The 26,352-nt window shown below is 60.1% G+C and carries 31 protein-coding genes and 1 riboswitch; of the genes, 19 read left to right on the top strand and 12 right to left on the bottom strand.

Annotated elements, in window-relative coordinates:
• Positions 1-35 precede the first annotated feature (35 nt).
• The 7 genes from HB780_RS19995 to hemP form a co-directional block, all read right to left on the bottom strand.
• Complete coding sequence (locus tag HB780_RS19995) at positions 36-440, bottom strand: hypothetical protein (RefSeq protein WP_183695510.1); 405 nt, start codon at positions 438-440, stop codon at positions 36-38.
• Positions 441-449: 9 nt separating this feature from the next.
• Complete coding sequence (locus HB780_RS19990; protein WP_183695507.1) at positions 450-797, bottom strand: glycine zipper domain-containing protein; 348 nt, start codon at positions 795-797, stop codon at positions 450-452.
• 182 nt (positions 798-979) lie between these two features.
• Positions 980-1,771: a heme ABC transporter ATP-binding protein gene (locus HB780_RS19985; RefSeq protein ID WP_183695504.1), complete on the bottom strand. Its 792-nt coding sequence runs from the start codon at positions 1,769-1,771 to the stop codon at positions 980-982.
• 7 nt (positions 1,772-1,778) lie between these two features.
• Positions 1,779-2,888, bottom strand: a complete 1,110-nt coding sequence (locus HB780_RS19980) for a FecCD family ABC transporter permease (protein ID WP_183695501.1) — start codon at positions 2,886-2,888, stop codon at positions 1,779-1,781.
• 1 nt (position 2,889) lies between these two features.
• Positions 2,890-3,822 carry a heme/hemin ABC transporter substrate-binding protein gene (locus HB780_RS19975; RefSeq protein ID WP_183695498.1) on the bottom strand — a complete coding sequence of 311 codons (933 nt, stop codon included), beginning with the start codon at positions 3,820-3,822 and terminating at the stop codon, positions 2,890-2,892.
• 10 nt (positions 3,823-3,832) lie between these two features.
• Positions 3,833-4,888 (bottom strand): hemin-degrading factor, encoded by a 1,056-nt coding sequence (locus HB780_RS19970; protein WP_183695495.1) that lies wholly within the window; start codon positions 4,886-4,888, stop codon positions 3,833-3,835.
• Between the two features lie 9 nt (positions 4,889-4,897).
• Positions 4,898-5,071 (bottom strand): hemin uptake protein HemP, encoded by a 174-nt coding sequence (hemP, locus tag HB780_RS33365; RefSeq protein WP_153365876.1) that lies wholly within the window; start codon positions 5,069-5,071, stop codon positions 4,898-4,900.
• 197 nt (positions 5,072-5,268) lie between these two features.
• On the opposite strand from hemP, the gene HB780_RS19960 reads away from it, so the two are divergent.
• The 6 genes from HB780_RS19960 (at position 5,269) to HB780_RS19935 (ending at position 8,557) form a co-directional block, all read left to right on the top strand.
• Entirely contained in the window at positions 5,269-5,724 is a 456-nt protein-coding gene (locus tag HB780_RS19960; protein WP_183695493.1) for a hypothetical protein, read from the top strand.
• Between the two features lie 4 nt (positions 5,725-5,728).
• Positions 5,729-6,919, top strand: coding sequence for a TonB family protein (locus HB780_RS19955; RefSeq protein WP_183695490.1), 1,191 nt, complete (start codon positions 5,729-5,731; stop codon positions 6,917-6,919).
• A 125-nt stretch (positions 6,920-7,044) separates the two neighbouring features.
• Positions 7,045-7,443, top strand: coding sequence for a DUF2325 domain-containing protein (locus HB780_RS19950; protein ID WP_183695488.1), 399 nt, complete (start codon positions 7,045-7,047; stop codon positions 7,441-7,443).
• Positions 7,440-7,718, top strand: a complete 279-nt coding sequence (locus HB780_RS19945) for a hypothetical protein (protein WP_183695486.1) — start codon at positions 7,440-7,442, stop codon at positions 7,716-7,718. The genes HB780_RS19950 and HB780_RS19945 overlap by 4 nt, the downstream gene beginning before the upstream one ends.
• A 22-nt stretch (positions 7,719-7,740) precedes the next feature.
• Positions 7,741-8,055 (top strand): heme-degrading protein HmuQ, encoded by a 315-nt coding sequence (locus HB780_RS19940; RefSeq protein ID WP_183695484.1) that lies wholly within the window; start codon positions 7,741-7,743, stop codon positions 8,053-8,055.
• 184 nt (positions 8,056-8,239) lie between these two features.
• Entirely contained in the window at positions 8,240-8,557 is a 318-nt protein-coding gene (locus HB780_RS19935; RefSeq protein WP_183695481.1) for a hypothetical protein, read from the top strand.
• 72 nt (positions 8,558-8,629) lie between these two features.
• On the opposite strand, the gene HB780_RS19930 is transcribed toward HB780_RS19935, so the two are convergent.
• From HB780_RS19930 to HB780_RS19920, 3 genes are all read right to left on the bottom strand, one after another.
• Complete coding sequence (locus HB780_RS19930; protein ID WP_183695479.1) at positions 8,630-9,007, bottom strand: DUF423 domain-containing protein; 378 nt, start codon at positions 9,005-9,007, stop codon at positions 8,630-8,632.
• Between the two features lie 8 nt (positions 9,008-9,015).
• A complete protein-coding gene (locus HB780_RS19925; protein WP_183695477.1) occupies positions 9,016-9,405 on the bottom strand; it encodes a group II truncated hemoglobin in 390 nt (129 codons plus the stop codon).
• Positions 9,406-9,490: 85 nt separating this feature from the next.
• Positions 9,491-10,531: a LacI family DNA-binding transcriptional regulator gene (locus HB780_RS19920; protein ID WP_183695474.1), complete on the bottom strand. Its 1,041-nt coding sequence runs from the start codon at positions 10,529-10,531 to the stop codon at positions 9,491-9,493.
• A 135-nt stretch (positions 10,532-10,666) separates the two neighbouring features.
• On the opposite strand from HB780_RS19920, the gene HB780_RS19915 reads away from it, so the two are divergent.
• The 13 genes from HB780_RS19915 to HB780_RS19855 all read left to right on the top strand — a co-directional run bounded on the left by HB780_RS19915 (position 10,667) and on the right by HB780_RS19855 (position 23,899).
• Entirely contained in the window at positions 10,667-11,695 is a 1,029-nt protein-coding gene (locus HB780_RS19915) for a Gfo/Idh/MocA family protein (protein ID WP_183695472.1), read from the top strand.
• Between the two features lie 19 nt (positions 11,696-11,714).
• Positions 11,715-12,608, top strand: coding sequence for a sugar phosphate isomerase/epimerase family protein (locus HB780_RS19910; protein ID WP_183695469.1), 894 nt, complete (start codon positions 11,715-11,717; stop codon positions 12,606-12,608).
• Between the two features lie 253 nt (positions 12,609-12,861).
• A complete protein-coding gene (locus tag HB780_RS19905) occupies positions 12,862-14,130 on the top strand; it encodes an ABC transporter substrate-binding protein (RefSeq protein ID WP_183695466.1) in 1,269 nt (422 codons plus the stop codon).
• Between the two features lie 72 nt (positions 14,131-14,202).
• Positions 14,203-15,105 carry a carbohydrate ABC transporter permease gene (locus tag HB780_RS19900; protein ID WP_183695463.1) on the top strand — a complete coding sequence of 301 codons (903 nt, stop codon included), beginning with the start codon at positions 14,203-14,205 and terminating at the stop codon, positions 15,103-15,105.
• A 1-nt stretch (position 15,106) separates the two neighbouring features.
• Positions 15,107-15,991: a carbohydrate ABC transporter permease gene (locus HB780_RS19895; protein ID WP_183695461.1), complete on the top strand. Its 885-nt coding sequence runs from the start codon at positions 15,107-15,109 to the stop codon at positions 15,989-15,991.
• Between the two features lie 112 nt (positions 15,992-16,103).
• Positions 16,104-17,192, top strand: coding sequence for an ABC transporter ATP-binding protein (locus tag HB780_RS19890; protein WP_183695457.1), 1,089 nt, complete (start codon positions 16,104-16,106; stop codon positions 17,190-17,192).
• A gap of 31 nt (positions 17,193-17,223) precedes the next feature.
• On the top strand, positions 17,224-17,787 hold the full coding sequence (locus HB780_RS19885; RefSeq protein ID WP_183695454.1) for a TetR/AcrR family transcriptional regulator: 564 nt from the start codon (positions 17,224-17,226) through the stop codon (positions 17,785-17,787).
• A 19-nt stretch (positions 17,788-17,806) separates the two neighbouring features.
• Positions 17,807-18,148: a DMT family transporter gene (locus HB780_RS19880; RefSeq protein ID WP_183695451.1), complete on the top strand. Its 342-nt coding sequence runs from the start codon at positions 17,807-17,809 to the stop codon at positions 18,146-18,148.
• Between the two features lie 163 nt (positions 18,149-18,311).
• Positions 18,312-19,097: a ThuA domain-containing protein gene (locus tag HB780_RS19875; RefSeq protein ID WP_183695449.1), complete on the top strand. Its 786-nt coding sequence runs from the start codon at positions 18,312-18,314 to the stop codon at positions 19,095-19,097.
• An 8-nt stretch (positions 19,098-19,105) separates the two neighbouring features.
• Positions 19,106-20,149, top strand: coding sequence for a Gfo/Idh/MocA family protein (locus HB780_RS19870; protein WP_183695446.1), 1,044 nt, complete (start codon positions 19,106-19,108; stop codon positions 20,147-20,149).
• 147 nt (positions 20,150-20,296) lie between these two features.
• Positions 20,297-21,121, top strand: coding sequence for a class I SAM-dependent methyltransferase (locus HB780_RS19865; RefSeq protein ID WP_183695443.1), 825 nt, complete (start codon positions 20,297-20,299; stop codon positions 21,119-21,121).
• A gap of 57 nt (positions 21,122-21,178) precedes the next feature.
• Positions 21,179-21,266: riboswitch (Fluoride riboswitch) on the top strand.
• Between the two features lie 116 nt (positions 21,267-21,382).
• Positions 21,383-22,729 (top strand): voltage-gated chloride channel family protein, encoded by a 1,347-nt coding sequence (locus tag HB780_RS19860; protein ID WP_183695440.1) that lies wholly within the window; start codon positions 21,383-21,385, stop codon positions 22,727-22,729.
• 339 nt (positions 22,730-23,068) lie between these two features.
• A complete protein-coding gene (locus HB780_RS19855; protein WP_183695437.1) occupies positions 23,069-23,899 on the top strand; it encodes an ornithine lipid ester-linked acyl 2-hydroxylase OlsC in 831 nt (276 codons plus the stop codon).
• An 86-nt stretch (positions 23,900-23,985) separates the two neighbouring features.
• Here HB780_RS19855 and HB780_RS19850 read toward each other — a convergent pair whose 3' ends face one another.
• Complete coding sequence (locus HB780_RS19850) at positions 23,986-25,701, bottom strand: flotillin family protein (protein WP_183695434.1); 1,716 nt, start codon at positions 25,699-25,701, stop codon at positions 23,986-23,988.
• A complete protein-coding gene (locus tag HB780_RS19845) occupies positions 25,698-26,351 on the bottom strand; it encodes an OB-fold-containig protein (RefSeq protein ID WP_183695431.1) in 654 nt (217 codons plus the stop codon). The genes HB780_RS19850 and HB780_RS19845 overlap by 4 nt, the downstream gene beginning before the upstream one ends.
• Between the last annotated feature and the right edge of the window lies 1 nt (position 26,352).

The following is a 26,352-nucleotide window of genomic DNA, read 5'->3' as shown; positions in this document are numbered from 1 at the left end:
GTAGTCGCGAACTCTACCGATCGGCTGGGCCGCGCTCAATCATCCCGTTTTTTCGTTCCAAACAGGTTGCCGAACACCAGTGCCGTGGCGATGGCGGCGGTGAGCATTGGTTGCGTCTTTGCAAGACCCAGCGCAGCGAAAGCCATGGATTCCAACGAGGCGCGACGTTCACGGGCGCGCCGCTCTTCCTGCTTGTTAAGGATCGCCATGATGACGAGAACGATCAGGCCGAGCAGTAATGCACCGGCCGCGATCAATAGTGCCGAAACGGCGGCGCCATAGATGGTTGCCATCCAGATGGCAGCGGCGATCAGCGCAAAGCCATAGGCCGTGAGGAGAAGGATCGCGGCGATGGCGACAAAAATACCGTTGCGCTTGGTGCGCGCAACGGTACGGTTCAGTGTGCCCGAGAGGAGCAGGCTGAGGATTGGAGCGAGCATCGCGGCTCCTTAGCGGCGGGACAGGAGCAGGGCGATTGCGAGACCGAAAGCCGCCGCGGCCCCGATGGTTGCGACCGGATGCTGCCGGACGGCCCTGCGCATTTCACGAGAACCCTTGGCATAGCCTTGCTGCAACTCATGCAGCAGGTCTTCACCACGCGCCGTTAGATCTTCCAAGCCGATCTCCGCGCGGGCGCGTACCTTCTGGCTCTGTTTGCTACCGTTTTCACCGATGATCTTGGCAAACGAAGCGATCTCGTTGCGCAGATGTTCGATCTGATCTTCGATGCTGGTTTCGATGTCGTTCAGGCTGCCATTGCGCTTGGCTTTCGCCGATTGAAGGATGGATGTGGCCATGGTCTTTCTCCCTTGCATCGTTTACGTTTTTGCCCTGGCGCCTGGACCGGCGCGCTGGCAGTTGGGATGACCGAATGCTGCAAGACATGTTGCGCCGTCAGGCGCGCAGAAAATCGATCCGGGTCACCCTCAACAACGCGGCAATGCAACGAAAGGTTCCAGACTTTGCAACGAAAGCGAGTTCAGTCGCTCAGCGCGCTATGGGCAAGGACAAAGGGAGAGCCGTCGCTGGGAACGCGGTTGACTCTCAGCGCGCTGCCGAAAACATCGAGCAGATGCCGGTCGGTCAGAACGTCAGCGACCGGACCGGCTGCCGTCAATTGCCCATTCTTGAGCAGCACCATCTGGTCGGCGAAAAGCGCGGTAAGGTTGAGATCATGCATCACCGCAATGACACCGCCGCCGCGCTGGCAGAATCGCCGGGCAAGCGTCATGATCGTCAACTGATGGCTGATATCGAGACTGGAGACGGGCTCGTCGAGCAGTAGCCAGCAGGGCTTGCCGTCGATGACGGGCTCGGAGATCTGGCAAAGTACCCGCGCAAGCTGGACGCGCTGCTGCTCGCCGCCGGAAAGCTCCTGATAGAAGCGCCCCTCGAAGCCTGTGAGGTCGACGGAGGCAAGCGCATCTGCGGCGATGCGGTCGGCCTGTTCGGGATGGCGATTGCGCCCGGTCGTCAGTCCCATGCGGACGATTTCGCGGACGGTGAAGGGAAAGGAGATGGTGTTCGCCTGCGGCAGCACGCCGCGCGTTTCCGCCAGTTGCCATGGCTGGAGACAACCGATCTCCGCCGCATTGAGGCGCACCGAACCCTGATAGGCAAGCTCGCCGGAAATGGCCTTCATCGTCGTCGTCTTGCCTGAGCCGTTCGGCCCGCAGATTGCCGTCAGAGCGCCGGGTTTGGCGGTAAAGGTGACGTCGTGCACGACTGTCTTGCCGGCAAGCCGGACGGAAAGTTTCGAGACGTCGATCATCTGGAACTCACAGGCTGAGGCGCGAGCGCTGCCGAAGCAGCATCCACAGGAAGAACGGCCCGCCGACGCTGGCGGTGATGATGCCGATCGGTAGTTCGGCCGGCGAAACGATGGTGCGGGCAACTACATCGGCGATGATCAGCAGGGAGCCACCGAGCAGGGCAGAGGCTGGCAGCAGGAAACGGTGGTCCGGGCCAATCGCCATGCGCAGGATATGCGGCACAATGATGCCGATGAAGCCGATGCCGCCGCTGACCGCAACGGAAGCGCCGACTGCGGCGGCGACGCTGACGATGGCGATATTTTTCAGGCGCTGGACGGCGATACCCATGTGGAAAGCCGCTGCTTCGCCAAGCGTCAGCGCGTTGAGACCACGCGCCATGAACGGCAATGGCAGCATGGCAAGGACAATGATCGGACCAGCGGCGGCGATCTTGCCCCAGGTCGAACCGGCAAGCGAGCCCATGCTCCAGAAGGTGAGGTCGCGCAACTGCCGGTCATCGGCCATGTAGATCAGCAAGCCGGTTGCCGCCAGCGTCAGCGAGCCGATGGCGATGCCGGCCAGAAGCATGGTGGCGATCGATGTCTGCCCATGCCGTGTCGCCACCTTGTAGAGGATGATCGTCGTGACAAGGCCGCCGATGAAGGCGGCGATCGGCAGGGCGAAGATGCCGAAAAGCTGGGCCACCGGCGCGAGGATGCCGGCGCCAAGGACGATCATCCCCACTGCGCCGAGGCTGGCGCCCGCCGAAATGCCGATCAGGCCGGGATCAGCCAGAGGATTGCGGAACAGGCCTTGCATGACTGCGCCGGAGACGGCGAGCCCTCCACCGATCAGGAAGCCGAGAATGGCGCGGGGCAGGCGGATGTCGAAGATGATGATGCGGTCGCGGTTGCTGAGCGCGCTATCCGCGCCGTTGCCGATCATGGTGGAGATGACATCGATGATCGAGGCATTCGAGGCGCCCATAGTGATCGAGAAGGCGAAAGCGAGGAAGGAGGCGACCGCGAGGCCGGCGAGGACGAGGACGGCGAGCAGGGTGCGGTCGCCCTCGCGACGGCGCGCGGTTGCGTGCGACATGTGCTTCAGCTCCGCCATGACCTCGCTAAGCGCCATGTCAGCCTCCGTAGATTGCCGCGTTCAGCTCGCGCACGGCGCTGGCGGTGCGCGGTCCGAAGCCTAGCAGATGCAGGCCATCCATGCGGACGATCGCCTTGTGGCTGGCGGCGGGCGTCAGCGAAATCGCCGGCTGCTTCAACAGGTCTTCGTCCTTCATCGACAGGGGGCCTTCACGATCCATGATCAGGATGACATCGGGCTTGGCCTCGATGATTGCTTCGTCGGTCAGCGGCTTGTAGCCGGAGAAGCTGCCGACCGCGTTGATCGCGCCGGCGAGCTTGATGATGCCATTGGCGGCAGTGTTGTCGCCGGAGGCGAGGATCTTGCCGTTCTGGTTGCTGAGGATGAAGAGCACGCGCTTGCGCTCGGCTTGCGGGCGCTTTTCGGAATTGGCGATGGCGGCATCGAGGTCGGCGGCGACCTTGCCTTCCAGCGCTTTTGCCTTGTCTGGCACGCCGAGCAGCGAGCCGACGACGTCGATCTTCTTCAGGATGCCGTCGCGGTCGTAGGTCTGCGGTACGGTCTCGAAGGGCAGGCTGGCATTGCGCAGCACGGCGAGTGCTTCCGGCGGGCCGGAGCCCTCGACGGCAATGATGGCGGTCGGATTGACGGCAAGGATGCCCTCCGGCGACAGCGCGCGCATATAGCCGACGTCGGGCAGTTTGACTGCTGCTTCCGGATAGTTGCTGGTGGAGTCGCGGGCGATCAGCCGCTTTTCCTCGCCGAGCGCGTAGATGATCTCGGTGACATCACCGCCGACTGAGACAAGCCGCGATGTGTCGATCTTTGGCGTTTCAGCCGCACGGGCGTGCTGAACCAGGCTATAGTCGCCCTTGATCGGGCTGACGGGCACCAGCGGCAAGATCATCACCACGGCGGTGAGCGCGATTTCCCATGGGCGGATGCGCTTGATATTGGTCAATATCGTCATGGCTCGATCCTCAGGCGGCGACGCTGGCGTCAGCCCGTGTCAGGTTTTCGATGATGGCGCGCCAGTCGCGGCGCTCGTCGAAGCCTTCCTTCCGCTTGCCGAAGAACTGGATGATCATCTCGCCCTTGGCATTATAGGCTTCGAACGAGGTGACGTGGCCGTCCTTGGTCGGCTTGCGCACGGCCCATGCTTCCGTGATGTGGTCCTGGCGCAGATGCAGGTGGAAGGTGGGATCCATGACGTTGATCCATGGCCCCATGGTTGCGACGTTGATGATCGGGCCGGAATGGATCTGCACTGTGCCGTCATTGGTGACGAAGCACATGATCGGCAGGCCTTCGCGCACGCAAGCGTGCATCATTTCGGCGACAGCGCCGGTTCCGAGCTTCCAGGCGTAGTCGTCGCCGACGGCGCGGATCGCCGCCTGGCGGCCGATCTTCAGCTTCTTCAGCATGCCGAAGAATTCATGCGTATCCGTCATGCGGCTCCAATGGTCGCGCAACTCATCGCGGCTGATATCGCCGTCGATCACGCCATTGTCGGAACCGGAGCGGTCTTCGATCAGCTCTTGCGACTGGTCATCGACGCGAAGTGCCGCAACCATGTCGTGATAGGCCTCGACATTGGAAGCGGGGCGCAGATGCACCTTGTGCACGGCATCGCCGGCCTTGTCGAAGAACTGCAGGCTGAGCTTCTGCTGGTCGCCGTCCGTCTTGGTGACGGCGAAACCATGTGCCCAGCGCTTCGGGAAGATGCGCAGATCAATGTTCTCGCCAAGCACGATGGCGGCCTGAACACCGGCCTTGATGTTTTCGTAGACGCCGATCTTCTCGTGCACGGCACTCTCGTTGCGCGACAGCGCCAGGACTTCGCCGAGTGAGGCGATGTGTTCAAGGAAGCGGTTGGCGTCGGCATCGATGCGAATGGCGGAAATACCGACTTCGGCGGCAACCAGCGCGGCTTCGGAAACGCTAAGGCGGGCGGCAATATCGCGCTCGCGCATTTTCGAATTCTCGGCGCGGAAGGCGCGGATAGCGGCGGGGGTGGGGCGGGTCGTTTCGGTCATCTGCTATGCCTATTTGTTGAGAATGAGTTTGCCTTGGCGCGTGATCTTCATCCGATAGATGACGCCCTCATGCCTGATCATGATTTCGGTCTGGCCCCGGAAAATATCCGTGCTCTCGACCATTCTAATTTGCTGTGCGGCCACTGGCGGCACCGGCTGTATTGGGGGCTTCTCAGCAATCATCCTGCTTGGTTTTGCCTGAAAATTCATGGGGGACCGAACTTTGTTTCGGCCAGATTTATCTTGACTCACATACTCATGGTTTCCTAAAGACGCAATAGAAGACTGTTGGAGTCAAGTTTAAAATTTAAGGTGGTGCACGCGTCGGCATCCAATGCCCGCTCCGCGCTCACCAAAAGATATTTCGGGAGAGATTGCTGATGCTGACCAAGACGATTTTGGCCGTTGCCGCCGGTGGGCTGTTCGCCATGACTTCCTGCGTCCCGGCCTTCGCCCAGGATGCGGCCGCAGCGCCGGCTCCGGCAGTAAACGCGCAGAAGCTCAACGTCGAACTCAACGCGCTGGCACCGTCGCAGAAGGGTTGCATGATGACCTTCGTCGCGGAAAACGACCTGGCGACGTCGATCAACAAGATCTCCTTCGAGCTTGCCTTCTTCAACGACAAGAATGTGGTTGATCGTGTCACCGTTCTCGATTTTCGCGATCTGCCGATCGGCAAGAAGCGGGTACGGCAATTCGATATGCCCGGCGTGAAGTGCGAAAGCGTCAGCCGCATTATCGTCAATGATACACCGGTCTGCGATGGCCCGGCGGCGGGCGAATGCAAGGCTGCGCTTACGACCCGCTCCCAGCTTTCCGTTCCCTTCGAAGGCTGATGCCATGGCACCCCGCTCGGTCAAGGTTTCCATCGAACGCCGCCGCTCCGGCGATGGCTTGAATGACAACTATCCGAGTGTGCTCCCAGGCCACGAGTTGACCGGCCTCGACAGCCTGCCGCGTCCGCCGACCGCCGAGGCGGTATCGCATTATAGTCGTTTCACCCAGATCGACTCCTATCCTGCTCATCCGACCGAGCCTGCGCCGGATGCCTCCGAGCCGCCGGTCATGGACATGTTGTCGGCGGAGAGGACGCACAAGGTCGCGGCCGCCGGTAAGAAGTCGCTTGCTTTTGCTAGCTTGGGGTCCTGCTTTTTCCACGCCATGGTGATTGCGGTATTGCTGGTGGCGATCGTCGCGACGCCGGAAGAGGCGCAGGAGGAGGCTGGCGACACTGTCAGTGTCGTGATGATCGGCAATTCCGACATGGACCAGATGGCGGCGGGCGAAGAAAGCCCGCAGCAGCCCCCTGAAGAGGTGACGGCGGAGGCCGTGCAGCCGGAAACGGTGCAGCCGACGGAAGTCAAGCCGGAGGAGGTACAGCCGGCCGAGGCCGAAGCCGTTCAGCCTACTGAGACTGAAGCGCAGCCGACCGAAATGGCGGAGGTGGTTCAGCCGACCGAGCAGCCACAGGTTCTTGCAACGCAAGCTCCCGCCGAGACGACGGTCGTGCAGCCGGCGGAGACCGTGCAGCCCGTTGAGCCGACGCCTGAAGTTGTCACTCCGGTCGAAAAGCCCGTTCGCCAGGAAAAGCCGAAGGAAGTCGTCAAGAAGCCACCACCGAAGGTCGCGAAAGCGAAAAGCGGTTCGAAAGGTGAAAATCAGCAAGATTCGAAGAGGGGCGCCGATTCCGAACAATTGGAAGCGAAGGCTAACACAACTTCGCTCGCGAATGTGCGCCGCACGGGCATGGGTGATGCAGCGCGTTCTAATTATGATGGCAAGGTGCGGACTTGTATCAAGCGTGCTGTCCGGTCTTCGTTAAGTTCCGAGGGCGGTCTTACCGTAGTGATGCGATTTACTGTAACTGCGTCTGGGCAAGTCATATCGCCTTCGGTGCTGCGCGGCTCAGGGGATGCTAATCTTGATCAAAAGGTGCTTGCGGATGTGCGTAGCGCTCGGCCGTGCCCCGACATTCCAGCTGAACTCGGCGCCTCGAGCTTGCCTTTCACGATTGCGGTACAGGTGCGTTGATACGTCGCGACAAAATATGATAAAAACTCTCAACTTTATACTTTACTCCAAAACTCATGTTTAATATGGTCGCCTTGCGCTCGACGGAGTCGGGTGTGCAAGAGCAACCAATGAACGGGTGATGTATGGCGCGTAAGGGGAAGAGGGATTTGGGCCGGGATAGTCGCGAGGCGCAAAAGCCGGAGCAGACAGTCGGAAAATCCAGTCTTGATGGGCGTAGCTTCCTCTATGTCGGTGGTCGTGATTGCCAGGTGGCGCATCTGCGTCAGATCGCCAGCAACTTCGGCGCCGAGCTGATCCATCATGATGGCGGCTTGCGCGAGGCGGTGTCGCGCATCGACACCGTGCTGCCTTCCGTCGACTGCGTCTTCTGCCCGATCGACTGTATTAGCCACGATGCCTGCTTGCGGGTGAAGACCGGCTGCAAGAAGTTCGGCAAGACGTTCGTACCCTTGCGCAACGGCAGTAAGTCGAGCCTGGAGCGGGCGCTGACGACGATGAACGAACGAGACGCCGCTCGATGAATGACGAAGGCCCTGACGGGTTCATGATGATCGGCCTGCACAAGCTGGCCGCGCAGAATGGCGACGGCCTCGTGCCGGAACTCTATGAATTGTTGATGCGCCGCGCCGAAGAGCAGCGGCAGGCTCCTAATGTGACGGCCTTTCCGTCCTGGCAGGCGCGCCTGCCCGGCGAGCAATCGGATATATCGCTGGATATTACGGCAGTTGATGGCACGAATGTCATTGCCTTTACACCTCGACCGGGCAAAACTGTCGACCGTCGCAAGAAGGTCTGATTGCCCGGGAGGTCTATAGCCCATGTACATCGCCATGAACCGCTTCAAGGTCGTCATCGGTTCGGAGACTGCTTTCGAAACTATTTGGAAAGACCGTGATTCCCGACTGGGGGATGTTCCGGGTTTCGTGGAGTTCCGCCTGCTGCGTGGCTCCACCAATGTCGAGGAGGGCTATACGCTGTTTTCCTCGCACACGATCTGGCGTAGCGAAGAGGATTTCCTCAACTGGACGAAATCCGAGAATTTCCGCGAGGCGCACCGCAACGCCGGGAATAACAAGGCGTTGTACTGGGGGCCGCCGCGCTTCGAAGGCTTTAATGTGGTCGCTGGGGTTTGACGAATCTCATCAGAGACGAGGTGTTTCGGCGCTAGGGCCGTAACGTGCTTTCGGTTTCGCGTTGGTTGCATTTCGACTTTAATACACTACGGTTTTAGGGTGCCTGTATCTCGGCCGAGATTGCTGGAGGCGATCTACATTTAAGGGTGCAGATCGTGGATCTCAAAACTGGAGAGCCCTACCAATGAATAATCTTGTAGAGGCGCTAAGCAGAGAATGGCAAGGCGAGGGGTTCTTCTATTTTGCTCGATCAATGCACTTCAATGAGGTTGCTGCGATGCGGCTTCTCGAAACGCTCCGACAAATTGACCCCGTACAGCACTCTGGTAGTGAGCGGAGACAATTGTTGGAAAGCATATGGCAGCTCCCGTATTTCGCTTTGTCTTACGAGGCGAGATGCTTGGAAAATGGAGTGCCCGAAGATCGGTATGATAGCTTCCGAATAAAGCTCGATCGTCTGGTTGAAGAAAAGGTCAACGGCTTGATCGAGCAGTTACAATGAGGTGAACTATAGAAGCGTGGTATTCTGCGCGATCGGCTTGTTGCCCGTTATTTGGGTGGAACTCTTGGCGTCTCAAACTCCCGCCACCGATTTCCTGAAGAACGCTCCCAGCGCTACAACAACCCATCCCGCCACCATACCCAGTCCTCCGGTCGGTGCCGCCAGGGGAAATAGCGAGCTGCCGAGGAAATGGCGGCTGACGAGATCGCCCGCGAAAATCAGCGTTCCCAATCCAAGCAGTATGGTCGCCACCGGCGCGGTGCGGATGCGGTCGTAGCCGATATAGAGGGCGAGCAGGGCAGGGGCATGCGCCAGGCACATGGTCGAGGCGGCGCCGAGGAAGTGCGTATCGCCGCCATGGGATGCGGCGGCGGCGAGCGCGACGCCGGCAGCGCCGAGGATACCGGCAACAAACAGGGTGAGCGGACGGATTATCGTGCTGAGGCTCATATCTTCTCTCATTCCCGGTTTTGCATGTGGAAGGCGAGGCGCTCGATGGGCTCCCAGATTATCGCCCGCAGCTTCTCGTTTTCGATGGTTTCTTCCATGGCGCGGCGGAAGCAGAGCAGCCATTCGTCGCGCTCGGTCGGGCCGATGGCCGCGACGAAGTGGCGGCTGCGCAGGCGCGGATGGCCGCGTTTCTCGATATAGAGCTGCGGTCCGCCGAGATAGCCGGTCAGATATTCGTAGAACTTTTCGCGGGAGCCTTCGAGGCTGGGCGGATGCACGGCGCGGCAGTTGGCCGCTTCCGGCAGCGTGTCCATCAGATCGTAGAAGCGCGTCGTCAGCGCCCGCACGGTCTGATCACCGCCGATCGCCTGGTAGAGTGTGATGGTCTCTTCGCTCAAATGCCGGTCCCCGTTTGCCCTGCTCTACATGGCAACTTGCGAGACCGATCGCAATCGCAGACTTCACCCATGCGGCGTTTCGGCGCTATTCCGCCTTCAGGTGAAAACTGTCGCTCTCTCCGGGAACGAGCTCTAGCGGCCAGATCATGGTGCGGGGCCTGTTGGGATAGAAATGGCCGTAGGCGGGCATGGTGGCGAGCAGGGTTTCTCCAAGCTCGGCACCGAGATCGCGCAGCGATATGCGGAAGCAGGTCAGCGCCGGCTGAAGGAACTTGGCGCGCGGCTCCTCGCGAAAGCCGATGATGGCGAGGTCGCGGCCGGGCGTGATACTGGCCTCACTCAGCCGGCGGTAAAGGCCGATCGCCATCAGTTCGTAGATCAGGATCACCGCTGTCGGCCGGTCGGCGAGCTGCAGCAGCTCGTGGCCGACCTGATAGCCGCCCTGTTCGCTGGTCTTGGCCCGGATCACCAGCGAAAGATCGTAGGCAATCCCGTGCCGGTCGAGCGCGCGGCGATAGCCATCGAGAAAGATATAGCCGAGATTGACGTCGTTCGATGGCGCGGCGATCGCGATACGGCGATGCCCGTGCGCCACCAGCCGGTCGACGGCGGAATTGGCGACGCCGTCGAAATCGAGATCGATCCAGGAGGAGTTACTGCTCGACAGGCTGCGGCCGAGCGATACGAAGGGGATCTTCGCCTTGGTCAGCAGATCAATGCGCTTATCCGTGCGTTGCGTTGCCGAGATGATCATGGCGTCGACGACGCGTCTTGCGACCATCCGCTTCAGATATTCGTAAGGATCCTCGTCGCTGGGGCAGGGCAGCATGATCAGATCGAGCTTGTGGCGCGCAAATACGCTCTGCAGCCCGCGGGTCACGCCAAGGAAGAAGTTGTCGCTGTCCTCGACGATGTCCTTGTTGGACTCGATCATCAGGCCGATGACATTGGTCGTGCCTTGCCGCAGCGCGCGTCCTGATTGATTGGCGACGTAGCCAAGTTCCTCGGCGGCGGCGAGCACGCGCTTGCGGGTTTCCTCGTTGACATCGGGCTTGCCGTTCAGCGCCCGCGACACCGTGCCGATCGAAATATCGAGATGTTCGGCAAGCTGACGAATTCCCTTCATCGACTGCGATTTTCCTTCATGCCGCAATTTCCGTATTCCCCCTCTATTGACACAGGAAAATCTTTTCGCATAGGATCGTAAACGTTTACGGAATACGTGTCACGAGGAGTTTGACACGGTTCGCTGGAGGAAATCGTGAAACTTAATGCCATTTTGTGCGGGTGCGGAGCTATGTCCAAAGGCTGGCTCAAGGCCATTGCCTCGACACCGTCGCTTGCCGAAACCATCAAGGTCGTGGGCCTGGTCGATCTCAATCGGGCGACCGCCGAAAGCCTGGCGAAGGAGTTCGGTCTCGAAGAGGCCGTCATCGGTTCGGATCTTGCCGAAGTCATCGCGGCGACGAAAGCCGACCTGGTGTTCGACGTCGTCATTCCCGCCGCTCGCTTCGGCGTTGTCTCGACCGCGCTGAAGGCCGGCTGCCATGTTCTCAGCGAAAAGCCGATGGCGACGTCGCTCGAAGAGGGGGCTGCCCTCATCGCTCTCGCCGCCAAGACCGGCAAGGTGCATGCCATCATCCAGAACCGCCGCTTCATCTCCGGTGTGCGCCGCATGCGTCGCTTCGTCGAGGATGGCGCGATCGGTGAGCTCACCGGCATTCATTGCGATTTCTTCCTCGGTCCGCATTTCGGCGGCTTCCGCGAGGAAATGGACAATGTGCTTTTGCTCGACATGGCGATCCACACCTTCGACGCCGCCCGTTTCGTCGCCGGCAAGGTGCCGTTATCGGTCTATTGCGTCGAGAAGAACCCGGTTGGGTCCTGGTATAGTCATGGTGCATCCGCGCATGCGCTGTTCGAGTTTTCCGACGATGTCGTCTTCAGCTATCGCGGTTCCTGGTGCACTGAGGGCAAGCGCACGAGCTGGGAGAGCGAATGGCGGCTCACAGGCAGCAAGGGCATGCTGACCTGGGACGGCGAAGAGCATTTCGAAGCGTCCGTTGCCGGCAATGAGCCCGGCCTGCTGCATGGCTTTACCACCATCGATGTTCCCGGCCCCATGCATGATGACGAGACGCATGGACATGCCAGCGTCATCGCATCCTTCATCGATGCGGTGAAGACGGGCAAGCGGCCGGAAACCGAAAGCAGCGACAACATCCACAGCCTCGCCATGGTCCTCGGTGCGATCGAAAGCGCCAAGTCGGGCCGGCGTATCGAAATCTAAGCATAAGGATAGTAAGACCATGACAAATCCGGCAAAGGCCATCCGCATCGGCACAATGATCAAGGCGGCCAGTGAGGATGCCGCCAAGGGCATCGCCAAGATCGCCGACCACGGCTTCGAAAGCTTCGAGCCCTTTTTCTGGCAGACGACCAACGGCCAGAACCTTGCAGAACTCGGCAAGCGCTGCCTCGACGCTATCGGTAGTCGCGACATCACCATTTCCACGCTCGGCATGTTCGGCAATCCGCTTGAAACCACCGACCTCGACCAGCAGACGCTGCAGGGCTGGAAGGATTGCATCGATAACGCCCATCATTTCGGCGCCACCTGCGTTGCCGGCTTCACCGGGCGCATCCGCAACAAGCCGCTGACCGACAGCCTGCCGCGCTACAAGCAAGTGTGGAGCGAGCTTGCCAAGCGTGCCGCCGACAAGGGCATCAAGATCGCCTTCGAAAACTGCGCCATGGACGGCAACTGGGCAACCGGCGACTGGAACATTGCGCATAATCCGGATGCCTGGGAGCTGATGTTCAACGAGACGCCGGACGACAATATCGGCCTCGAATGGGAACCCTGCCACCAGATGGTCTATCTGATCGAGCCGCTGCCGCAGATCCGCAAATGGGCAAGCAAGATTTTCCACGTTCACGGCAAGGATGCGACGATCCGCTGGGACGTCATCAAGGAACACGGCATTTTCGGCAAGGAGAAGTTCGTCTTCATGCGCACGCCGGGCTTCGGCGACAGCAATTGGACGGACATCATCTCCGAATTGCGCCTTGCCGGATGGTCGGGATCGATCGACATCGAAGGCTGGCATGATCCGGTTTATCGCGACGAGCTGGAAATGACTGGCCAGATCCATGGCCTGAACTATCTGAAGCACAGCCGGGGTGGCGAATTCGTCGAATAGCGTGCCCATCCCCTAAATCTGAATCGATTTAAGGACGGAGTTGTGCGTTAATTCGGGGAGCTGGAGCCACGCCGCCGCGCGAGGCTCCAGCCGGCCCGGATATCGGAACGGAGGAGCGTTGCGACATCCAAGCGGTTCGTCTCATCGTCGATGAACGGACGAGGGGCAAGGCAAAGAGGAACGTGCTGACGGGCATCGCGAGCCATGCCGTCGGATTGATATCGTCACGGTTCGCATGGTGGAGGAAAATATAATGAACGTGTTTTCGAAGCTGGCGGTCACCGCCGGCATGTCGCTCTTGTTGGCTGCCGGCGTCGCGCAAGCCCAGAGCAAGACATTTAACGTCTGGTGGTTCGAACTGCCTGATACTTCGCAAGCCAAGGCATGGACCAAGGCGCTCGAAGAGCTAAAAGCCAAGCATCCCGATGTCACGATCAATTTCGAACAGAAGACTTTCGAGCAATTGCAGAAGGCAGGCAGCCTCATCCTCAATTCGGACCAGGCGCCGGATCTTCTGGAATATAACAAGGGCAATGCCACGGCAGGTCTCGTTGCTTCACAGGGTCTACTGACGCCGCTTGACGATCAATTCAAGTCGCGAGGCTGGGATAAGATTCTCAACGAAACCAATAGCCAGCTCAGCAAGTATGACGCGAACGGCATCTATGGCTCCGGTCCGATCATCGGCATTCCCGTCCATGCCGAATTCGTTTCGGTTTTCTATAATATCGACATGTTTCAGGCCAACGGCGTGAAAATCCCGACCACGCTGGCGGAGTTCGAAGCCGCGCTCGACGCCTTCAAGCAGAAGGGCATTACACCGCTTGCCTACGGCACTGTGGATTCCAACGCACAGCACCTGCTCTATACGCTGGCCCTGACGCAGGCCGATGACACCTGGGTGAAGAGCTACCAGGGCCTCAAGGCGCCGCTAGACACGAAGCCCTTCCTGTTCGCGGCACAAAAGATCGTCGACTGGGTTGCCAAGGGTTATATTTCCAAGGATTCGACGGGCCTGAAGGGCACGGGCGGTGCCGATAACCTCTTCTCGTCGGGCAAGGCGCCAATGTTTGTCAGCGGCACCTGGAACAATGGCAACTTCGCGAGCTCGATCAAGAACTTCAAGTGGAGCCAGTTCGTCTTTCCGACCCCGAAATACAGCACGGCTTCGACCGGCAATCTGTTCATGGTGCCCAAGAGTGCCAAGAACAAGGATCTCTCCTATGAGTTCATCGATCTCATCTTGAGCAAGGAGAACCAGAACCTGCAGGCCAATCTCGGTGGTGTTGCCATCGCTGCCGATCCGGCTAGCGTCACCGACGAAGTCGGCAAGCGCAATGTCGAGCTCTTCAACGAGATCTCCGGCAAGGGCGGCCTCGGTTTCTATCCGGACTGGCCGGTCCCCGGCTACTACGAGCTGCTGATCCAGGCGACCACCGGTCTGGTAAACGGTTCCACGACGCCTGAACAGTTCGCCGATCGTCTGAAGAAGGCTTACGACGACGCGCAGGCAGCGCAATAACCCCTATACTGGAGCAATTCGCAGCGGCGGGACGGCTTATGCCGTCTCGCTGTCTCGAACTGGAGGAATGCGATGGAGAAGTCCAAAAACTCTGGCAGGGCGGGGTATTATCTCTATATTCTCCCCGGCATGCTGGGGTTCGCTCTGATCGTGCTTGTCCCCCTGATTGCCAATTTCGCGATCAGCTTCACGACCTGGAAAGGCATTGGGACGCCGAGATATATCGGGCTTCAGAACTACGAGCGATTGCTCGTGGATGCGGCGTTCTGGGGATCGATCCAGCACACGCTCATCTTCATCATTTCGATGACGATTCTGCCGATCATTCTGGGGCTGGTGCTGGCCGCGGTGCTGTTCGACTATATTAGCGCTCAGTTCGGCGAGACCTTGTCGAGCTTCTTTCGCGCCGGGTTTTATCTGCCACAGATTCTGCCGCTCACCGCGGCTGGCGTGCTGTGGGGATGGATCCTCAATCCGATCGGGATCGTCAACGCGGTCCTGAAGGCGATCGGTCTCGATTTCATGGCGCAGAATTGGCTGGGAGATGCAAGCTATGCAATCTGGGCCGTCTCTGCCGTCATCGTCTGGATCCAGGTCGGCTACTGTCTGGTGGTCTTCATGTCGGGGCTGGCGCGGGTCGATCCCTCGCTCTACGAAGCAGCCGAGCTCGATAATGCCAGCTGGTTCGGCCGCTTTCGTTACATCACGATCCCCATGCTGATGCCGGAGATTTTCGTGGTCGCTCTGACGACGCTTATCGCCGCCCTCAAGGTGTTCGCGCCGATTTACGTCTTGACATCCGGCGGGCCGGACAATGCGACGACGGTGCCGTCTTACCTCTCATACTACCACTTTTTCACTACCAACCGAGTTGGCTACGCGGCAGCAATCTCGACATTGCAAACGCTCGTGACGATCATGCTCGGTGTCTTCTTCCTACGTATGCAATCCAAACAGACAGAGGGAGAACGCTAAGATGGCCGCTACGGCTTCACTTTCGACCCCGATCGCATCGGATGCGCCGGCGGATCATCGCCGGAACAAGGGGTTTACCCGCTGGATCGTGCTCGCCATCCTGTTCGTCTCTCTTGGCGGCACGCTGTTTCCGTTTTTCCTGGCGGCTTTCAACGCCATCAAGACCCCGGCCGACTATGCCGCCAATGGTCCGCTTGCCTTCCCGCATAGCTTCGACCTGACGGCGCTCAAGAACTTCTGGGCCAATGTCGATTTCACCCGCAAGCTCTTCAACAGCATCCTGATCAGCGGCTGCACCGCCATTCTCGCGGTGGTTCTCAGTCTTCTCAACGCCTATGCCATCGGCATCGGCCGTGTGCGGGGAGGCAGAGTACTGCTGGTGATTCTGCTGATTTCGATCATGGCGCCGCAGGAGGCCCTGATCTATCCGCTTTATTACATGGCCAAGCAGGTGGGGCTGTTCGATTCCATGCTCTCGGTGATCCTGATCATCGGCGTGCTGCACACCGCCTTCGGCACCTATCTCCTGTCGTCGGTGCTGACCACATTCCCGCGTGAGATCATCGAGGCGGCGCAGATCGACAATGCGAGCCGCTGGCAGATCCTTTGGCTGGTGATCGTGCCGGTTCTCAGGCCGACGCTTGCCGTGCTTGCGACCTTCTTCTTCATCTGGACCTGGAACGAGTTCCTGATCCCGCTGGTGTTCCTGGTCTCCAACAACAATCAGACGGTCTCGGTCGCCATGGGCGTGCTGTCGGGCGCCAATACGCAGGATCCGACGGCGGTTGCCGCGGCTTCGCTGCTCGGCGTCACGCCGACGGTGATTTTCTTCCTGATTTTCCAACGCACCCTGACGCGGGGCGTGGCTGCTGGTGCTGTCAAATAGACGAATGCCGCAACGCATGCGGCTTCATGTGGGTAATCCATCCACATGAAGCCGGGATACGAAGAAACAGACGGCAGGTCTGGCGAAGTTCAATTCTTCCGGAGGAGGAAAAATGGCAGGAATCAACATCAAATCCGTCACCAAGCATTTCGGTGCAGTGCAGGTTCTCAACGACATCGATCTCACGATCGAGCCCGGCGAATTCGTCGTGTTCCTGGGCGGCTCCGGCTGCGGTAAATCGACCTTGCTGCGGATGATCGCCGGGCTTGAGGCGATCACCAGCGGCGAAGTCTGGATCGGTGGACGGCGGGTCGACCAGCTGCCGCCCGGCGAACGCGGCGTATCGATGGTGTTTCAGTCCTACGCGCTCTATCCGCACATGACGGTGCGCGACAACATGTCGTTCGGTCTCAGGAATATCGGTACGCCGAAGACGGAGATCGCAAAGCGCATCGACATCGCGGCCACTATCCTGGAAATGCAGCATTTGCTCGACCGCAAGCCGTCGGAACTCTCGGGCGGCCAGCGTCAGCGTGTCGCCATTGGTCGCGCCATCGTGCGTGAACCCGATGTTTTCCTGTTCGATGAGCCGCTGTCCAACCTCGATGCCGGTCTGCGCAACCGCACCCGCGTCGAGCTTGCGCAATTGCATGAGCGATTGGGGGCAACGATGGTCTTCGTTACCCACGACCAGATCGAGGCGATGACGCTTGCTGACCGGATCGTCCTTTTGAACAACAAGAAGATCGAACAGGTGGCGACGCCGGTGGAGATCTATACGCGGCCGGCGACGCGCTATGTCGCCCAGTTCATCGGTTCTCCGGGAATGAACTTCGTCAGCATTGCCGATGTCAGCGAAGCCGGGGGCTTGGCGACGGCGACCTTGGCTGATGGCTCGATCATCAAGACGTCGGTTCCGCTGAATGGCATGGCGCGTTCGGAACTGACGCTCGGTATCCGGCCGGAATATCTGGTGGCGACGGCGGCGGACAAGGGCGATATTGCCGGCACGGTCGAGACCGTGGAACGGTTGGGTGACCGGTCGCTTGTGCATGTCCGGCTGAAGGACGGCTCGAAGATTATCGGCACGGATCCGGGGATGACGACCATTACCAGCGGTGCACTGATCGCCTTTGCCGTCGACGGGGCGAAACTGACCATTTTCGACCAGAATGATGTCGCCCATCACGCTGCGCATTGACGAAACCGTCCAATTGGTATGTTATGCCGCCATGTCTACAGCGCACCACAGAAAGAAGCAGCCTTTGCTCGTCCGCCAACAGCTGTTGGAGGTGGCGGCACGGCTGGCATCCGAGAAGGGCATGACGGCGGTGACGCTGGATGCCGTATCGGGTGCGTCCGGTGTCAGCAAGGGCGGATTGCTGCATCATTTCCCCAACAAGAATACGCTGCTGGAAGCTCTGTTCGACAGTCTGATCGAGCGGCTGGACCGGGCGATCGAGGAGGAAATGCGGGCCGATCCATTGCCGCATGGACGCTTTACTCGTGGTTATCTGCGCGCCTGCCTGGCGCTTCGCGACCGGCCCGAGGAAACGAAGGATTGGGCGCAGGTGACGATGGTGCTGCTCAGCGAGCCGCCATTGCGGCAGCGCTGGCGCAACTGGGTGCGCGAACGCAGTGAAGAATATGTCGGCACGGACTCCTCCGTGGATGCGGCGATCGTGCGGCTGGCGACCGATGGGCTCTGGCTCGCCGATCTGCTCGATAGCCATGCGATGGACGAGCGCGCCCGCGAAAAACTGGTCGAGCGGTTGATCGAGCTCACGCAACTCTAATGGATATCGAGAGGGTTTGATGGCAAACGCATCCGTCTATGCGGTGCTGCTGGTGGCGATCGTGCTGGAGGTGATGGGCACCACGGCATTGCAGATGTCGCAGCAGTTCACCCGGCTCGGCCCCTCGATCGTGCTCGTGCTGTGCTATGCCGCGTCCTTCTATTGCCTGTCAGTGACCTTGCGGGTGATCCCGGTTGGCATTGCCTATGCCATATGGAGTGGGCTCGGCATCGTGCTGATCTCCACAGTCGGGCTGGTGTTTTTCCGCCAGAAGCTCGATCTGGCGGCGATCATCGGGCTTGGTCTGATCATCGCCGGCGTCATCGTCGTCAACCTGTTTTCAAAATCCGTGTCGCACTGAAAAGACAGGTGTTTCGCATGGTGATTTTTGCCTTTGTCAAATCGCTTCGGACGCATTATCTCTTGCTCTGGATGGGCTGATGGAGGCCTGCAAGTGCCGTTTTCCCAAAGCGCTTTGGATCGCATAACCTGTTCAATCTCAATGGTATTAGAGGAGTGCCGTAATGACTATTCGTGCCGTCGTTTGGGGCGAGAACATTCATGAGCAGACAAACAAGGTCGTCGCCGACATCTATCCGGAGGGCATGCATACGACGATCGCCAAGGGGCTGAATGCCGATGCCGGCATTGAAGCAACCACTGCAACGTTGCAGGAGCCGGAACACGGCCTGAGCGAAGCCAGGCTGAAGGACACCGACGTGCTGCTGTGGTGGGGCCACAAGGACCATGGCGCCGTGAGTGACGAGATCGTCGAGCGCGTCGCCAAGCGCGTCTGGGAGGGCATGGGCCTCATCGTGCTGCATTCCGGCCATTTCTCGAAGATTTTCAAGCGGCTGATGGGCACGCCCTGCGCGTTGAAATGGCGCGAAGCGGGTGAACGCGAGCGCCTCTGGGTCATCAACCCGCGCCATCCGATTGCCGCCGGCCTCGGCGAACATTTCGAGCTGGAACATGAGGAGATGTACGGCGAGCAGTTCTCCGTTCCCGAGCCGCTGGAAACGGTGTTCATCTCCTGGTTCCAGGGTGGCGAAGTCTTCCGTTCCGGCATGACCTGGCGTCGTGGCGCCGGCAATATCTTCTATTTCCGCCCCGGTCACGAAACCTACCCGACCTATCACAATGACACCGTGCAGAAGGTGCTGATCAACTCCGTCAAATGGGCGCACAATCCGCTCGGCACGCAGGCGAGCATCCATGACGCACCGAATGTGCCGGTCGAGAAGGCGTTGGAGCCGATCGTTGAGCGTGGTCCTAAACTCCACCAGGCCGGCGAAGCCGGTTATCGCTGAGGTATAATATGCGTCTCATAATTGTTGGCACGGGCGGCATGGCGAAAAACCAGGCCGAACATTTCGTACGCATTCCAGGCGTCGAGATCGTCGGCGCCGTCGACACCGATGCGACGAGGCTCGCCGCTTTCGCCGATGTGTTCGATATCAAGAACCGCTTCTCGTCGCTGGACGAGGCGCTTGCCTGGGGCGAGTTCGACGCGGCGACGAATGTCACGCCGGACAAGGCTCATCACCCGACAACCTTGCCGCTGCTTGCCGCCGGTAAGCATGTTCTCTGCGAGAAGCCGTTGGCGGAGAACTACGACAAGGCGCTGGAGATGACGGAGGCGGCCGAGCGGGCCGGTGTCGTCAACATGGTCAACCTGACCTACCGCAATGTCGCGCAGCTGCAGAAGGCGCGCGAGATGGTGATCTCGGGTGAGATCGGCACGGTAAAGCATGTCGAGGCCTCCTATCTCCAGAGCTGGCTTGTTTCCAGGGCCTGGGGCGATTGGCGCAGCGAATCCAAATGGTTGTGGCGGTTGTCGACCGGTCACGGCTCCAACGGCGTACTCGGCGATATCGGTATTCATATCCTCGATTTCGCCGCCTATGGCGCGGCGACGGATATCGACCATGTCTTTGCCCGGCTGAAGACCTTCAACAAGGCGCCGGAGGAGCGCATTGGGGAATACACGCTCGATGCAAACGACAGCTTCTCCATGTCGGTCGATTTCGCCAATGGCGCGCTCGGCGTCGTGCATGCTAGCCGCTGGGCGACCGGGCATCTGAACGAGCTGAAATTGCGCATCTATGGCGAGCGCGGCGGCCTGGAGGTCAATCATAGCCCGAATGGCTCCGAACTACGGGCTTGCCTGGGCGACGACACCGAAACAGCGACGTGGAAGGTCATCGAGGTGCCGCCGGTGCTGACCAATTATCAGCGTTTCGCCGACGCCGTGATGACCGGCAGCCCGCAGGATCCGAGCTTCCGCCATGCGGCCAATCTGCAGCGTGTGCTGGACCTCGCCATGGTCACGGAAACGGAGCGGCGCGAACTGAAGGTTTGATGCTTTCTCTGCTCTATCTCCGACATTTAAGCGGCCGCCTTCGGGCGGCCGTTTCACTGAGGTCTGCCCAATTGCTTGACGGGATAAGGAGGTAGGCGCAGCATTCCTCCATGATACTCTGAATGCGAGGTCACGGGAGGAGGGGTTATGTCCACCGAGGAAAAGGTTGCAAGCCACTATACGCACGGCTCTCTGGAGGAGACGATCCTTACGGCGCTCGCCGCCAGCGGCAAAGATGTCGATCATCTCAGCATTGACGATCTTGCAGGCGTTGACGAATTCCATCTCGGGCGGCGCGAGGCCACGCGGGAGTTTGCCCGGGATCTCGACCTGATCGACGGCATGCGGCTCCTTGACATCGGGTCAGGGCTTGGCGGTCCGGCGCGCTATATGGCCAGCACCTATGGCTGTATCGTCACCGGCGTCGATCTGACCGACGAATTCGTCAAGGTCGCCAATGTCCTGACCGAGCGTTGCGGCATGGCCGTGCAGGTGTCGTTCCAACAGGGGAGCGCGCTGGCGCTTCCCTTTGCCGATCAAAGTTTTGAGCGCGCCACGCTCATCCATGTCGGCATGAACATCGAGGATAAGGCGAGGCTGTTTGCCGAGGTGCGGCGCGTGCTGAAGCCCGGCGCCCGCTTCGGTGTCTACGAGGTCATGCAGATGCGCGATGGCGCGCTGCCCTATCCGATGCCTTGGGCGATGACGCCGGAGACGAGCTTCGTTTGCACTCCCGAGACCTATCGTCAGCTACTCAGCGAGGCCGGCTTCACGGTGGAGTCCGAGCAGGATCGCAGTGCGCTGGCAATTCGTTTGGCGCAGGAGATGCGTGCCAGCGCGGCCGGTGGCGGCCAGACGCTGAGCCTCGGCGCACTGATGGGGCCGAAGGCGGCGGAGCGCGTGGGCAATGTCGGCATGTCGGTCGGGAGCGGCCTGATCGCACCGATTGAGATGATCGCAAAAGCCGACTGATCGAAACCGAGCCGGCGGTGTCCGGATTGACAGGAGTGCTCTCCTGTCTGTATGAAAAAATCCAACGGTAATGGATTTCTGCCGGGCCATGGTGGCCGAACCGCTGCTCTGAATTTCCGGAGAAGCTGATGACTCCTACTCAACGTGCCCGGTGGGGCGAAGGAGTAGAGTCATGTCCGCAATCCTGCTGTTATCCCCGCTTTGTTTTGTGATTGTTGTCCCCGTCAGGCCCATCGTTGGTCTTCCGGGAGGGGCGAACTGATGTCGGCATCCGAGTTTTTTCATCATCGTTTCCAGCAATTGCGCAGCATATTCAAATGGATCGTCCTCGTGGTGCCGATGGCGGCCGTGGTCGGCTCGCTCTGTGCACTGTTTCTCTGGAGCCTCGATCGGGCGACGCAGGCGCGGTTCGACCATCCCTGGCTGATCTTCCTGATGCCGGTCGCAGGTTTCCTGATGGTGCTGGCGTATCAGCGTTTTGGTCGAGGAGCGGAGGGCGGCAATAATCTGATTGTCGAGCAGATCCATGAGCCGGGCGGCGGCGTGCCGCTGCGCATGGCGCCATTCATCTTGGTCTCGACAGTGCTGACGCATCTGGTCGGCGGTTCGGCGGGGCGGGAGGGCACGGCAGTGCAGCTCGGCGGCAGTATCGCCAGCGCTTTCGCCAAGCTTTTCAAGCTGAGCCACGCCGAAGTCCGCATCCTGCTGATGGCCGGCATCGCCGCCGGCTTCGGCGCGGTGTTCGGCACGCCGATTGCCGGGGCAGTGTTTGCTCTTGAAGTGCTGACGATCGGCCGCATGCAGTATGAAGCGCTGATCCCCAGCCTTGTGGCAGCCATCGCGGCTGACTGGACCTGCCATGCCTGGGGGATCGAGCACATCCAGTACCATATCGCCTATCTTGCCGGCACGCCGGCCAGCACCTTCCATTTGGACGCGCTGCTGCTTTTGAAGGTCGGCATCGCCGGCGTGCTCTTCGGGCTGATGGCCCGCTGCTTCAGCGAGATTTCCCACTGGATGTCAGCCGCCTTCAAGAAGGTCTGTGCCTATGCGCCGCTCCGGCCGGTGATCGCCAGCGTCGTGTTGATCGGCCTCGTCTATGCGCTCGGCACCCGCGAATATCTCGGCCTCGGCGTCTGGTCGCCCAATCCCGGCGATGCGACGATCGTGGGTTTTTTCGATCCGGCGCGCGTCGATTATTGGAGCTGGTTCTGGAAGGCGGTCTTTACCATCGTGACCCTTAGCGCCGGCTTCAAGGGCGGTGAGGTGACCCCGCTGTTCTTCATCGGCGCGGCACTCGGCAATGCCATTGCCGCCATTCTCGGCGCGCCGATCGATCTCTTTGCAGCACTCGGCTTTGTCGCGGTTTTCGCAGGTGCCACCAATACGCCGCTTGCCTGCATGATCATGGGCATCGAGCTCTTTGGCGCAACGCATACGGTCTATCTCGCCGTCGCCTGCTTCCTCGCCTATATCTGCAGCGGTCACACCAGCATCTATTTGTCGCAGCGCATTGGCATTGGGAAGGGTGCTGCCGACGGCGGCATTCCGCCCGGTTTGTCGATCCGTTCCCTGCTGGACGCCAAGGCGAAGCGAGAGGAACCGTGAGCTCGCAAAATTGTGAAATCGTTGCGGAGAAATCTTGGGTTCGGCCGTATTTTTGCCGATTCCGGGACAGATACCCGCAGGAACTGGGCGATAAAAAACGCGCAAGATAATCCACCGCTCTCGCGAACGGTATCTTGCGAAATTCGACTAGTGAACTCATATAATCGTCTATTGTGATCATTGCATAACAGAGGAGTCGGGCGCAGATCGTGGATCGGCCAGGCAAAGACGGACATTATCGAACCTCTTGCCCCTCCAGGATTCCCACTCAGATTCCCCTGAGACACCATTTCCTTCCCCAAATAGAACCCTAAGCAGACAGACTTGACGGAGAGCACTTTGAGCGCACCAGCTCCCACAGCCACCGAGCGCGATGCTCCGGAACAGACCTTTGGTACAACCGGAATCGCGCCGATGGACCGCCCAAGCGCGGTGACACGCTTCTTCATGGGCGTCGTCGCCTGGGCCGAAAGCCTTAATCTGAAATATGCCAAGCTCGGCAATCCGCCGGTCTATGACAATGCCACCTTCCCCTGGGCGGCTGAGATCGAGAAGGATTATCCCGCGATCCGCGCCGAGCTGGAGAAGGTGCTGCTGCGCCAGAGCGAGCTGCCGACCTTCCAGGACATTTCCACCGACGTGAAGACGATCTCGACCGATAGCCGCTGGAAGACCTTCTTCCTTCTCGGCTTTGGCGTTAAGTCGGAGCAGAACATCAAGGCCTGTCCGAACACCTGGGCGGCCGTGCAGAAGATCCCGGGGCTGACCACGGCGATGTTCTCGATTTTCGAGCCGGGCAAGCACCTGCCGGCCCACCGCGGCCCCTATAATGGCGTGCTGCGCCTGCATGTCGGCCTCATCGTGCCGGAACCGCAGGACCAGCTCGCGATCCGCGTCGACAACCAGATTTGCCATTGGCAAGAGGGCAAGGCGCTGATTTTCGACGACGCCTATGAGCACGAGGCCTGGAACCACACCGACAAGACCCGCGTCGTCCTCTTCGTCGATTTCGTCAAGCCGCTGAAATTCCCGGCGCGCATCGTCAACTGGGCGCTGATGAACCTGGCGATCTTCACGCCCTTCATCCGGGAAGGTCTCGACAATCACAAGGAATGGGAAAAGAAGTTTTACGCCGAAGCCGAGGCGCTGAGAAACCGTCCGAAGGCTTGATCCAGACCGGCTTGTGAGCCTTATGAAAAACCCCGGAATCCGCAGAGGATTCCGGGGTTTTGTTTTTGGTTGATCAGGCCCAGCCGTTAAGCTGGCTTACCCGCCTCTTCGGTGTCTTCGGCGTAATCATCGCTTGACTGCGCGGTGGTAGTCTTGCCGTCCAGATTGCCGAGCAGCGCCGAGATGGCATTGTCGCCGTCGAAGCCGGCTTCCTTGAGAAGGCGGTCGAGGATCGGCTTGTTGGCCTGATAGGAGAGCAGCTGGCCGGCAAGACCCTCGCCAAGGCCGATACCGCTGCCGCCGTTCGCGCCATTGCCATTGCGGCCGAGCATGCCGCCGGTGTCGAAGATCCTGATATCAGAGATCTTCTCGATCGGCTTGACCGCTTCGGCAAGTGCTGCGGGGATGATGCGGATACGCTCGCGGGTGATCTCGAATTCGATGATGGCGGGGCTGAGCTTGTTGCGCGCCTCGTTGAGCAGCGCCTCGCTTTCAGCCGTCGCCTTACCGGTTTCGAGAATACCCTTGGCCTTGATGATCGCCGCATCGGCGTCGGCGGTCGCCAGTGTCTTGATAGCGTCGGCCTGGTCGATCGCCGCCTGCTTTTCGGCTTCTGCGGCGATGGTAACGGCGGTTGCCTGGGTCTGTGCCCGCTTCTGCGCGTCGATCACCGCGATCTGCTTTTCGCGCTCGGCGATCTCGACGGCCTTGGCTGTGCCGACCTTTTCTTCCGCGGCGATGGCGAGTGCGCGGGCGACTTCGGCTTTTGCCTTGGCTTCCGACTCCTCGCGGCTCTTGTTGGCGACCGCAATCGCGCTTTCCTGCGCGACGATCTGGTTGTCGCGGCGAGCTTCCGTGTCACGTTGTTGCACGGCACGGGTTGAGTCGATGTTGGCGGACTCACGTACCTGCTTGGCCAGGGCTTCGCGTTCGGAGATGGCCTGTTCGGCGGCAATGCGGGCTTCTTCTTCCGAGCGCTTGGCAGCCTGTTCCTGCTGTGCGGTTTCGGCGCGGGTCGCGGCCGATTTGTTGGCGATGTCGCGCTCCTGGCTGAGCTCGGCCTCGCGCTTTGTCCGCTCGATAGTCAGCGACTGCTGCCGGGCTTCAAGGTCCTTCTGGGCGATCGCGACCTCGGTATCGCGAACGATTTCGTTACGCTCCTTCTTGCGGCCTTCGGTGACGCGGGTGAGCGCGGCCAGACCATGGGCGTCGAAGAAGTTGTTGGCGTTGAAATGCTTGATATCGGTCTGGTCGAGACGGGTCAGCGACACCGACTCAAGTTCGAGACCGTTGGATTGCAGGTCTGAGCCGACGGCTTCCTGTACCGCCTTGACGAAGTCCATGCGCTGTTCCTGCAGGGCATCGAGGTTCATCGTGGCGGCGACGGAGCGCAGGCTGTCGACGAATTTCGCTTCGATCAATTGGCGCAGCTGCTCGCTGTCGTTGGTGCGACTGCCGAGCGTCTGTGCCGCAAGCGCGATGGAGGAGGCGTCCGGCTTGACGCGGACATAGAACTCGGCGCCGATGTCGACGCGCATGCGGTCCTTGGTGATCAGCGCATCGTTTTCGCCGCGCTGAACCTCGAGACGCAAGGTTTTGAGATTGATCCGAGCGATCGAATGGAAGATCGGCAGGACGACGGAACCGCCGTCGAGGACGACTTTCTGGCCACCGAGACCGGTGCGCACATAGGCTTCATCGCGGCTGGAGCGGACATAAAGCGTGGCGAAGACAAAGCCGATCCCGAGGATCAGGACGATGCCGATGCCTGTTGGCAGAAGAAGGTCATATAGGCCGTTCATTGGTGTTGCTCCGTAGGGGATTGAGCATCGGAACCGATAAGGTCCGATGGGGCGGGAACTGCGATGAAGATGTCGGCCTTGCGGTCGACAAGAAGAACTTTGGTGCCGACGCCAAGGGGGCCTTCGCCTTTGGCGGCGCTGGCGCGCAGCTGATGCCAATTGCCATACACGTCCTTGACAGAGACGCGGCCGGGTAGACCCTGGTCCAGCGGTCCGATGGTGATTTTGGCGGTAAGGCCAACGAAATCGCCGGCATCGACGACATAGGTTTCATCGCGCGGAATAAGCCGCGCGATGGTGCGGGTTGAGCCTCTCACCAGCGGGACGGTGAGAACGGCAGCGGGAAGCACTGCAACGATTGCCGGCAGCGGCGTCCAGACGAGGTCGGCGACCGTCTGCACGGCAAAGCCTGTGATGGCGAAGATGCCGAGCAGCAGCATGATCAGGATCAACAGCGGCACGCCGCCGAGATTGATCCAGGAGAGCAGGCCGGCGACAACGCCGTCATGACCATCGAAATGCGGCTTGCCGATCATTTCGCTCAAGGAGAAGCCGACCAGCATGGAGAGAATCTCAATGGCGGTCAGGCCGATCAGGATCATCGCCGCGATTGCAAACGGGGCGCATTCGGGTGCGAGGAAAAGGTGCATC

The sequence above is a fragment of the Rhizobium lusitanum genome, assembly GCF_014189535.1.
Lineage (GTDB): Bacteria > Pseudomonadota > Alphaproteobacteria > Rhizobiales > Rhizobiaceae > Rhizobium > Rhizobium lusitanum_C.
This window is presented reverse-complemented; position numbering and strand designations above follow the sequence as displayed.

Excerpts from the sequence above, each read along its gene's own strand:
- HB780_RS19995 (WP_183695510.1), bottom strand. The coding sequence starts at position 440 with ATGCTCGCTCCAATCCTCAGCCTGCTCCTCTCGGGCACACTGAACCGT.
- HB780_RS19990 (WP_183695507.1), bottom strand. The coding sequence starts at position 797 with ATGGCCACATCCATCCTTCAATCGGCGAAAGCCAAGCGCAATGGCAGC.
- HB780_RS19985 (WP_183695504.1), bottom strand. The coding sequence starts at position 1,771 with ATGATCGACGTCTCGAAACTTTCCGTCCGGCTTGCCGGCAAGACAGTC.
- HB780_RS19980 (WP_183695501.1), bottom strand. The coding sequence starts at position 2,888 with ATGGCGCTTAGCGAGGTCATGGCGGAGCTGAAGCACATGTCGCACGCA.
- HB780_RS19975 (WP_183695498.1), bottom strand. The coding sequence starts at position 3,822 with ATGACGATATTGACCAATATCAAGCGCATCCGCCCATGGGAAATCGCG.
- HB780_RS19970 (WP_183695495.1), bottom strand. The coding sequence starts at position 4,888 with ATGACCGAAACGACCCGCCCCACCCCCGCCGCTATCCGCGCCTTCCGC.
- hemP (WP_153365876.1), bottom strand. The coding sequence starts at position 5,071 with ATGATTGCTGAGAAGCCCCCAATACAGCCGGTGCCGCCAGTGGCCGCA.
- HB780_RS19960 (WP_183695493.1), top strand. The coding sequence starts at position 5,269 with ATGCTGACCAAGACGATTTTGGCCGTTGCCGCCGGTGGGCTGTTCGCC.
- HB780_RS19955 (WP_183695490.1), top strand. The coding sequence starts at position 5,729 with ATGGCACCCCGCTCGGTCAAGGTTTCCATCGAACGCCGCCGCTCCGGC.
- HB780_RS19950 (WP_183695488.1), top strand. The coding sequence starts at position 7,045 with ATGGCGCGTAAGGGGAAGAGGGATTTGGGCCGGGATAGTCGCGAGGCG.
- HB780_RS19945 (WP_183695486.1), top strand. The coding sequence starts at position 7,440 with ATGAATGACGAAGGCCCTGACGGGTTCATGATGATCGGCCTGCACAAG.
- HB780_RS19940 (WP_183695484.1), top strand. The coding sequence starts at position 7,741 with ATGTACATCGCCATGAACCGCTTCAAGGTCGTCATCGGTTCGGAGACT.
- HB780_RS19935 (WP_183695481.1), top strand. The coding sequence starts at position 8,240 with ATGAATAATCTTGTAGAGGCGCTAAGCAGAGAATGGCAAGGCGAGGGG.
- HB780_RS19930 (WP_183695479.1), bottom strand. The coding sequence starts at position 9,007 with ATGAGCCTCAGCACGATAATCCGTCCGCTCACCCTGTTTGTTGCCGGT.
- HB780_RS19920 (WP_183695474.1), bottom strand. The coding sequence starts at position 10,531 with ATGAAGGGAATTCGTCAGCTTGCCGAACATCTCGATATTTCGATCGGC.
- HB780_RS19910 (WP_183695469.1), top strand. The coding sequence starts at position 11,715 with ATGACAAATCCGGCAAAGGCCATCCGCATCGGCACAATGATCAAGGCG.
- HB780_RS19905 (WP_183695466.1), top strand. The coding sequence starts at position 12,862 with ATGAACGTGTTTTCGAAGCTGGCGGTCACCGCCGGCATGTCGCTCTTG.
- HB780_RS19900 (WP_183695463.1), top strand. The coding sequence starts at position 14,203 with ATGGAGAAGTCCAAAAACTCTGGCAGGGCGGGGTATTATCTCTATATT.
- HB780_RS19895 (WP_183695461.1), top strand. The coding sequence starts at position 15,107 with ATGGCCGCTACGGCTTCACTTTCGACCCCGATCGCATCGGATGCGCCG.
- HB780_RS19890 (WP_183695457.1), top strand. The coding sequence starts at position 16,104 with ATGGCAGGAATCAACATCAAATCCGTCACCAAGCATTTCGGTGCAGTG.
- HB780_RS19885 (WP_183695454.1), top strand. The coding sequence starts at position 17,224 with ATGTCTACAGCGCACCACAGAAAGAAGCAGCCTTTGCTCGTCCGCCAA.
- HB780_RS19880 (WP_183695451.1), top strand. The coding sequence starts at position 17,807 with ATGGCAAACGCATCCGTCTATGCGGTGCTGCTGGTGGCGATCGTGCTG.
- HB780_RS19875 (WP_183695449.1), top strand. The coding sequence starts at position 18,312 with ATGACTATTCGTGCCGTCGTTTGGGGCGAGAACATTCATGAGCAGACA.
- HB780_RS19870 (WP_183695446.1), top strand. The coding sequence starts at position 19,106 with ATGCGTCTCATAATTGTTGGCACGGGCGGCATGGCGAAAAACCAGGCC.
- HB780_RS19865 (WP_183695443.1), top strand. The coding sequence starts at position 20,297 with ATGTCCACCGAGGAAAAGGTTGCAAGCCACTATACGCACGGCTCTCTG.
- HB780_RS19860 (WP_183695440.1), top strand. The coding sequence starts at position 21,383 with ATGTCGGCATCCGAGTTTTTTCATCATCGTTTCCAGCAATTGCGCAGC.
- HB780_RS19850 (WP_183695434.1), bottom strand. The coding sequence starts at position 25,701 with ATGAACGGCCTATATGACCTTCTTCTGCCAACAGGCATCGGCATCGTC.
- HB780_RS19845 (WP_183695431.1), bottom strand. The coding sequence starts at position 26,351 with ATGCACCTTTTCCTCGCACCCGAATGCGCCCCGTTTGCAATCGCGGCG.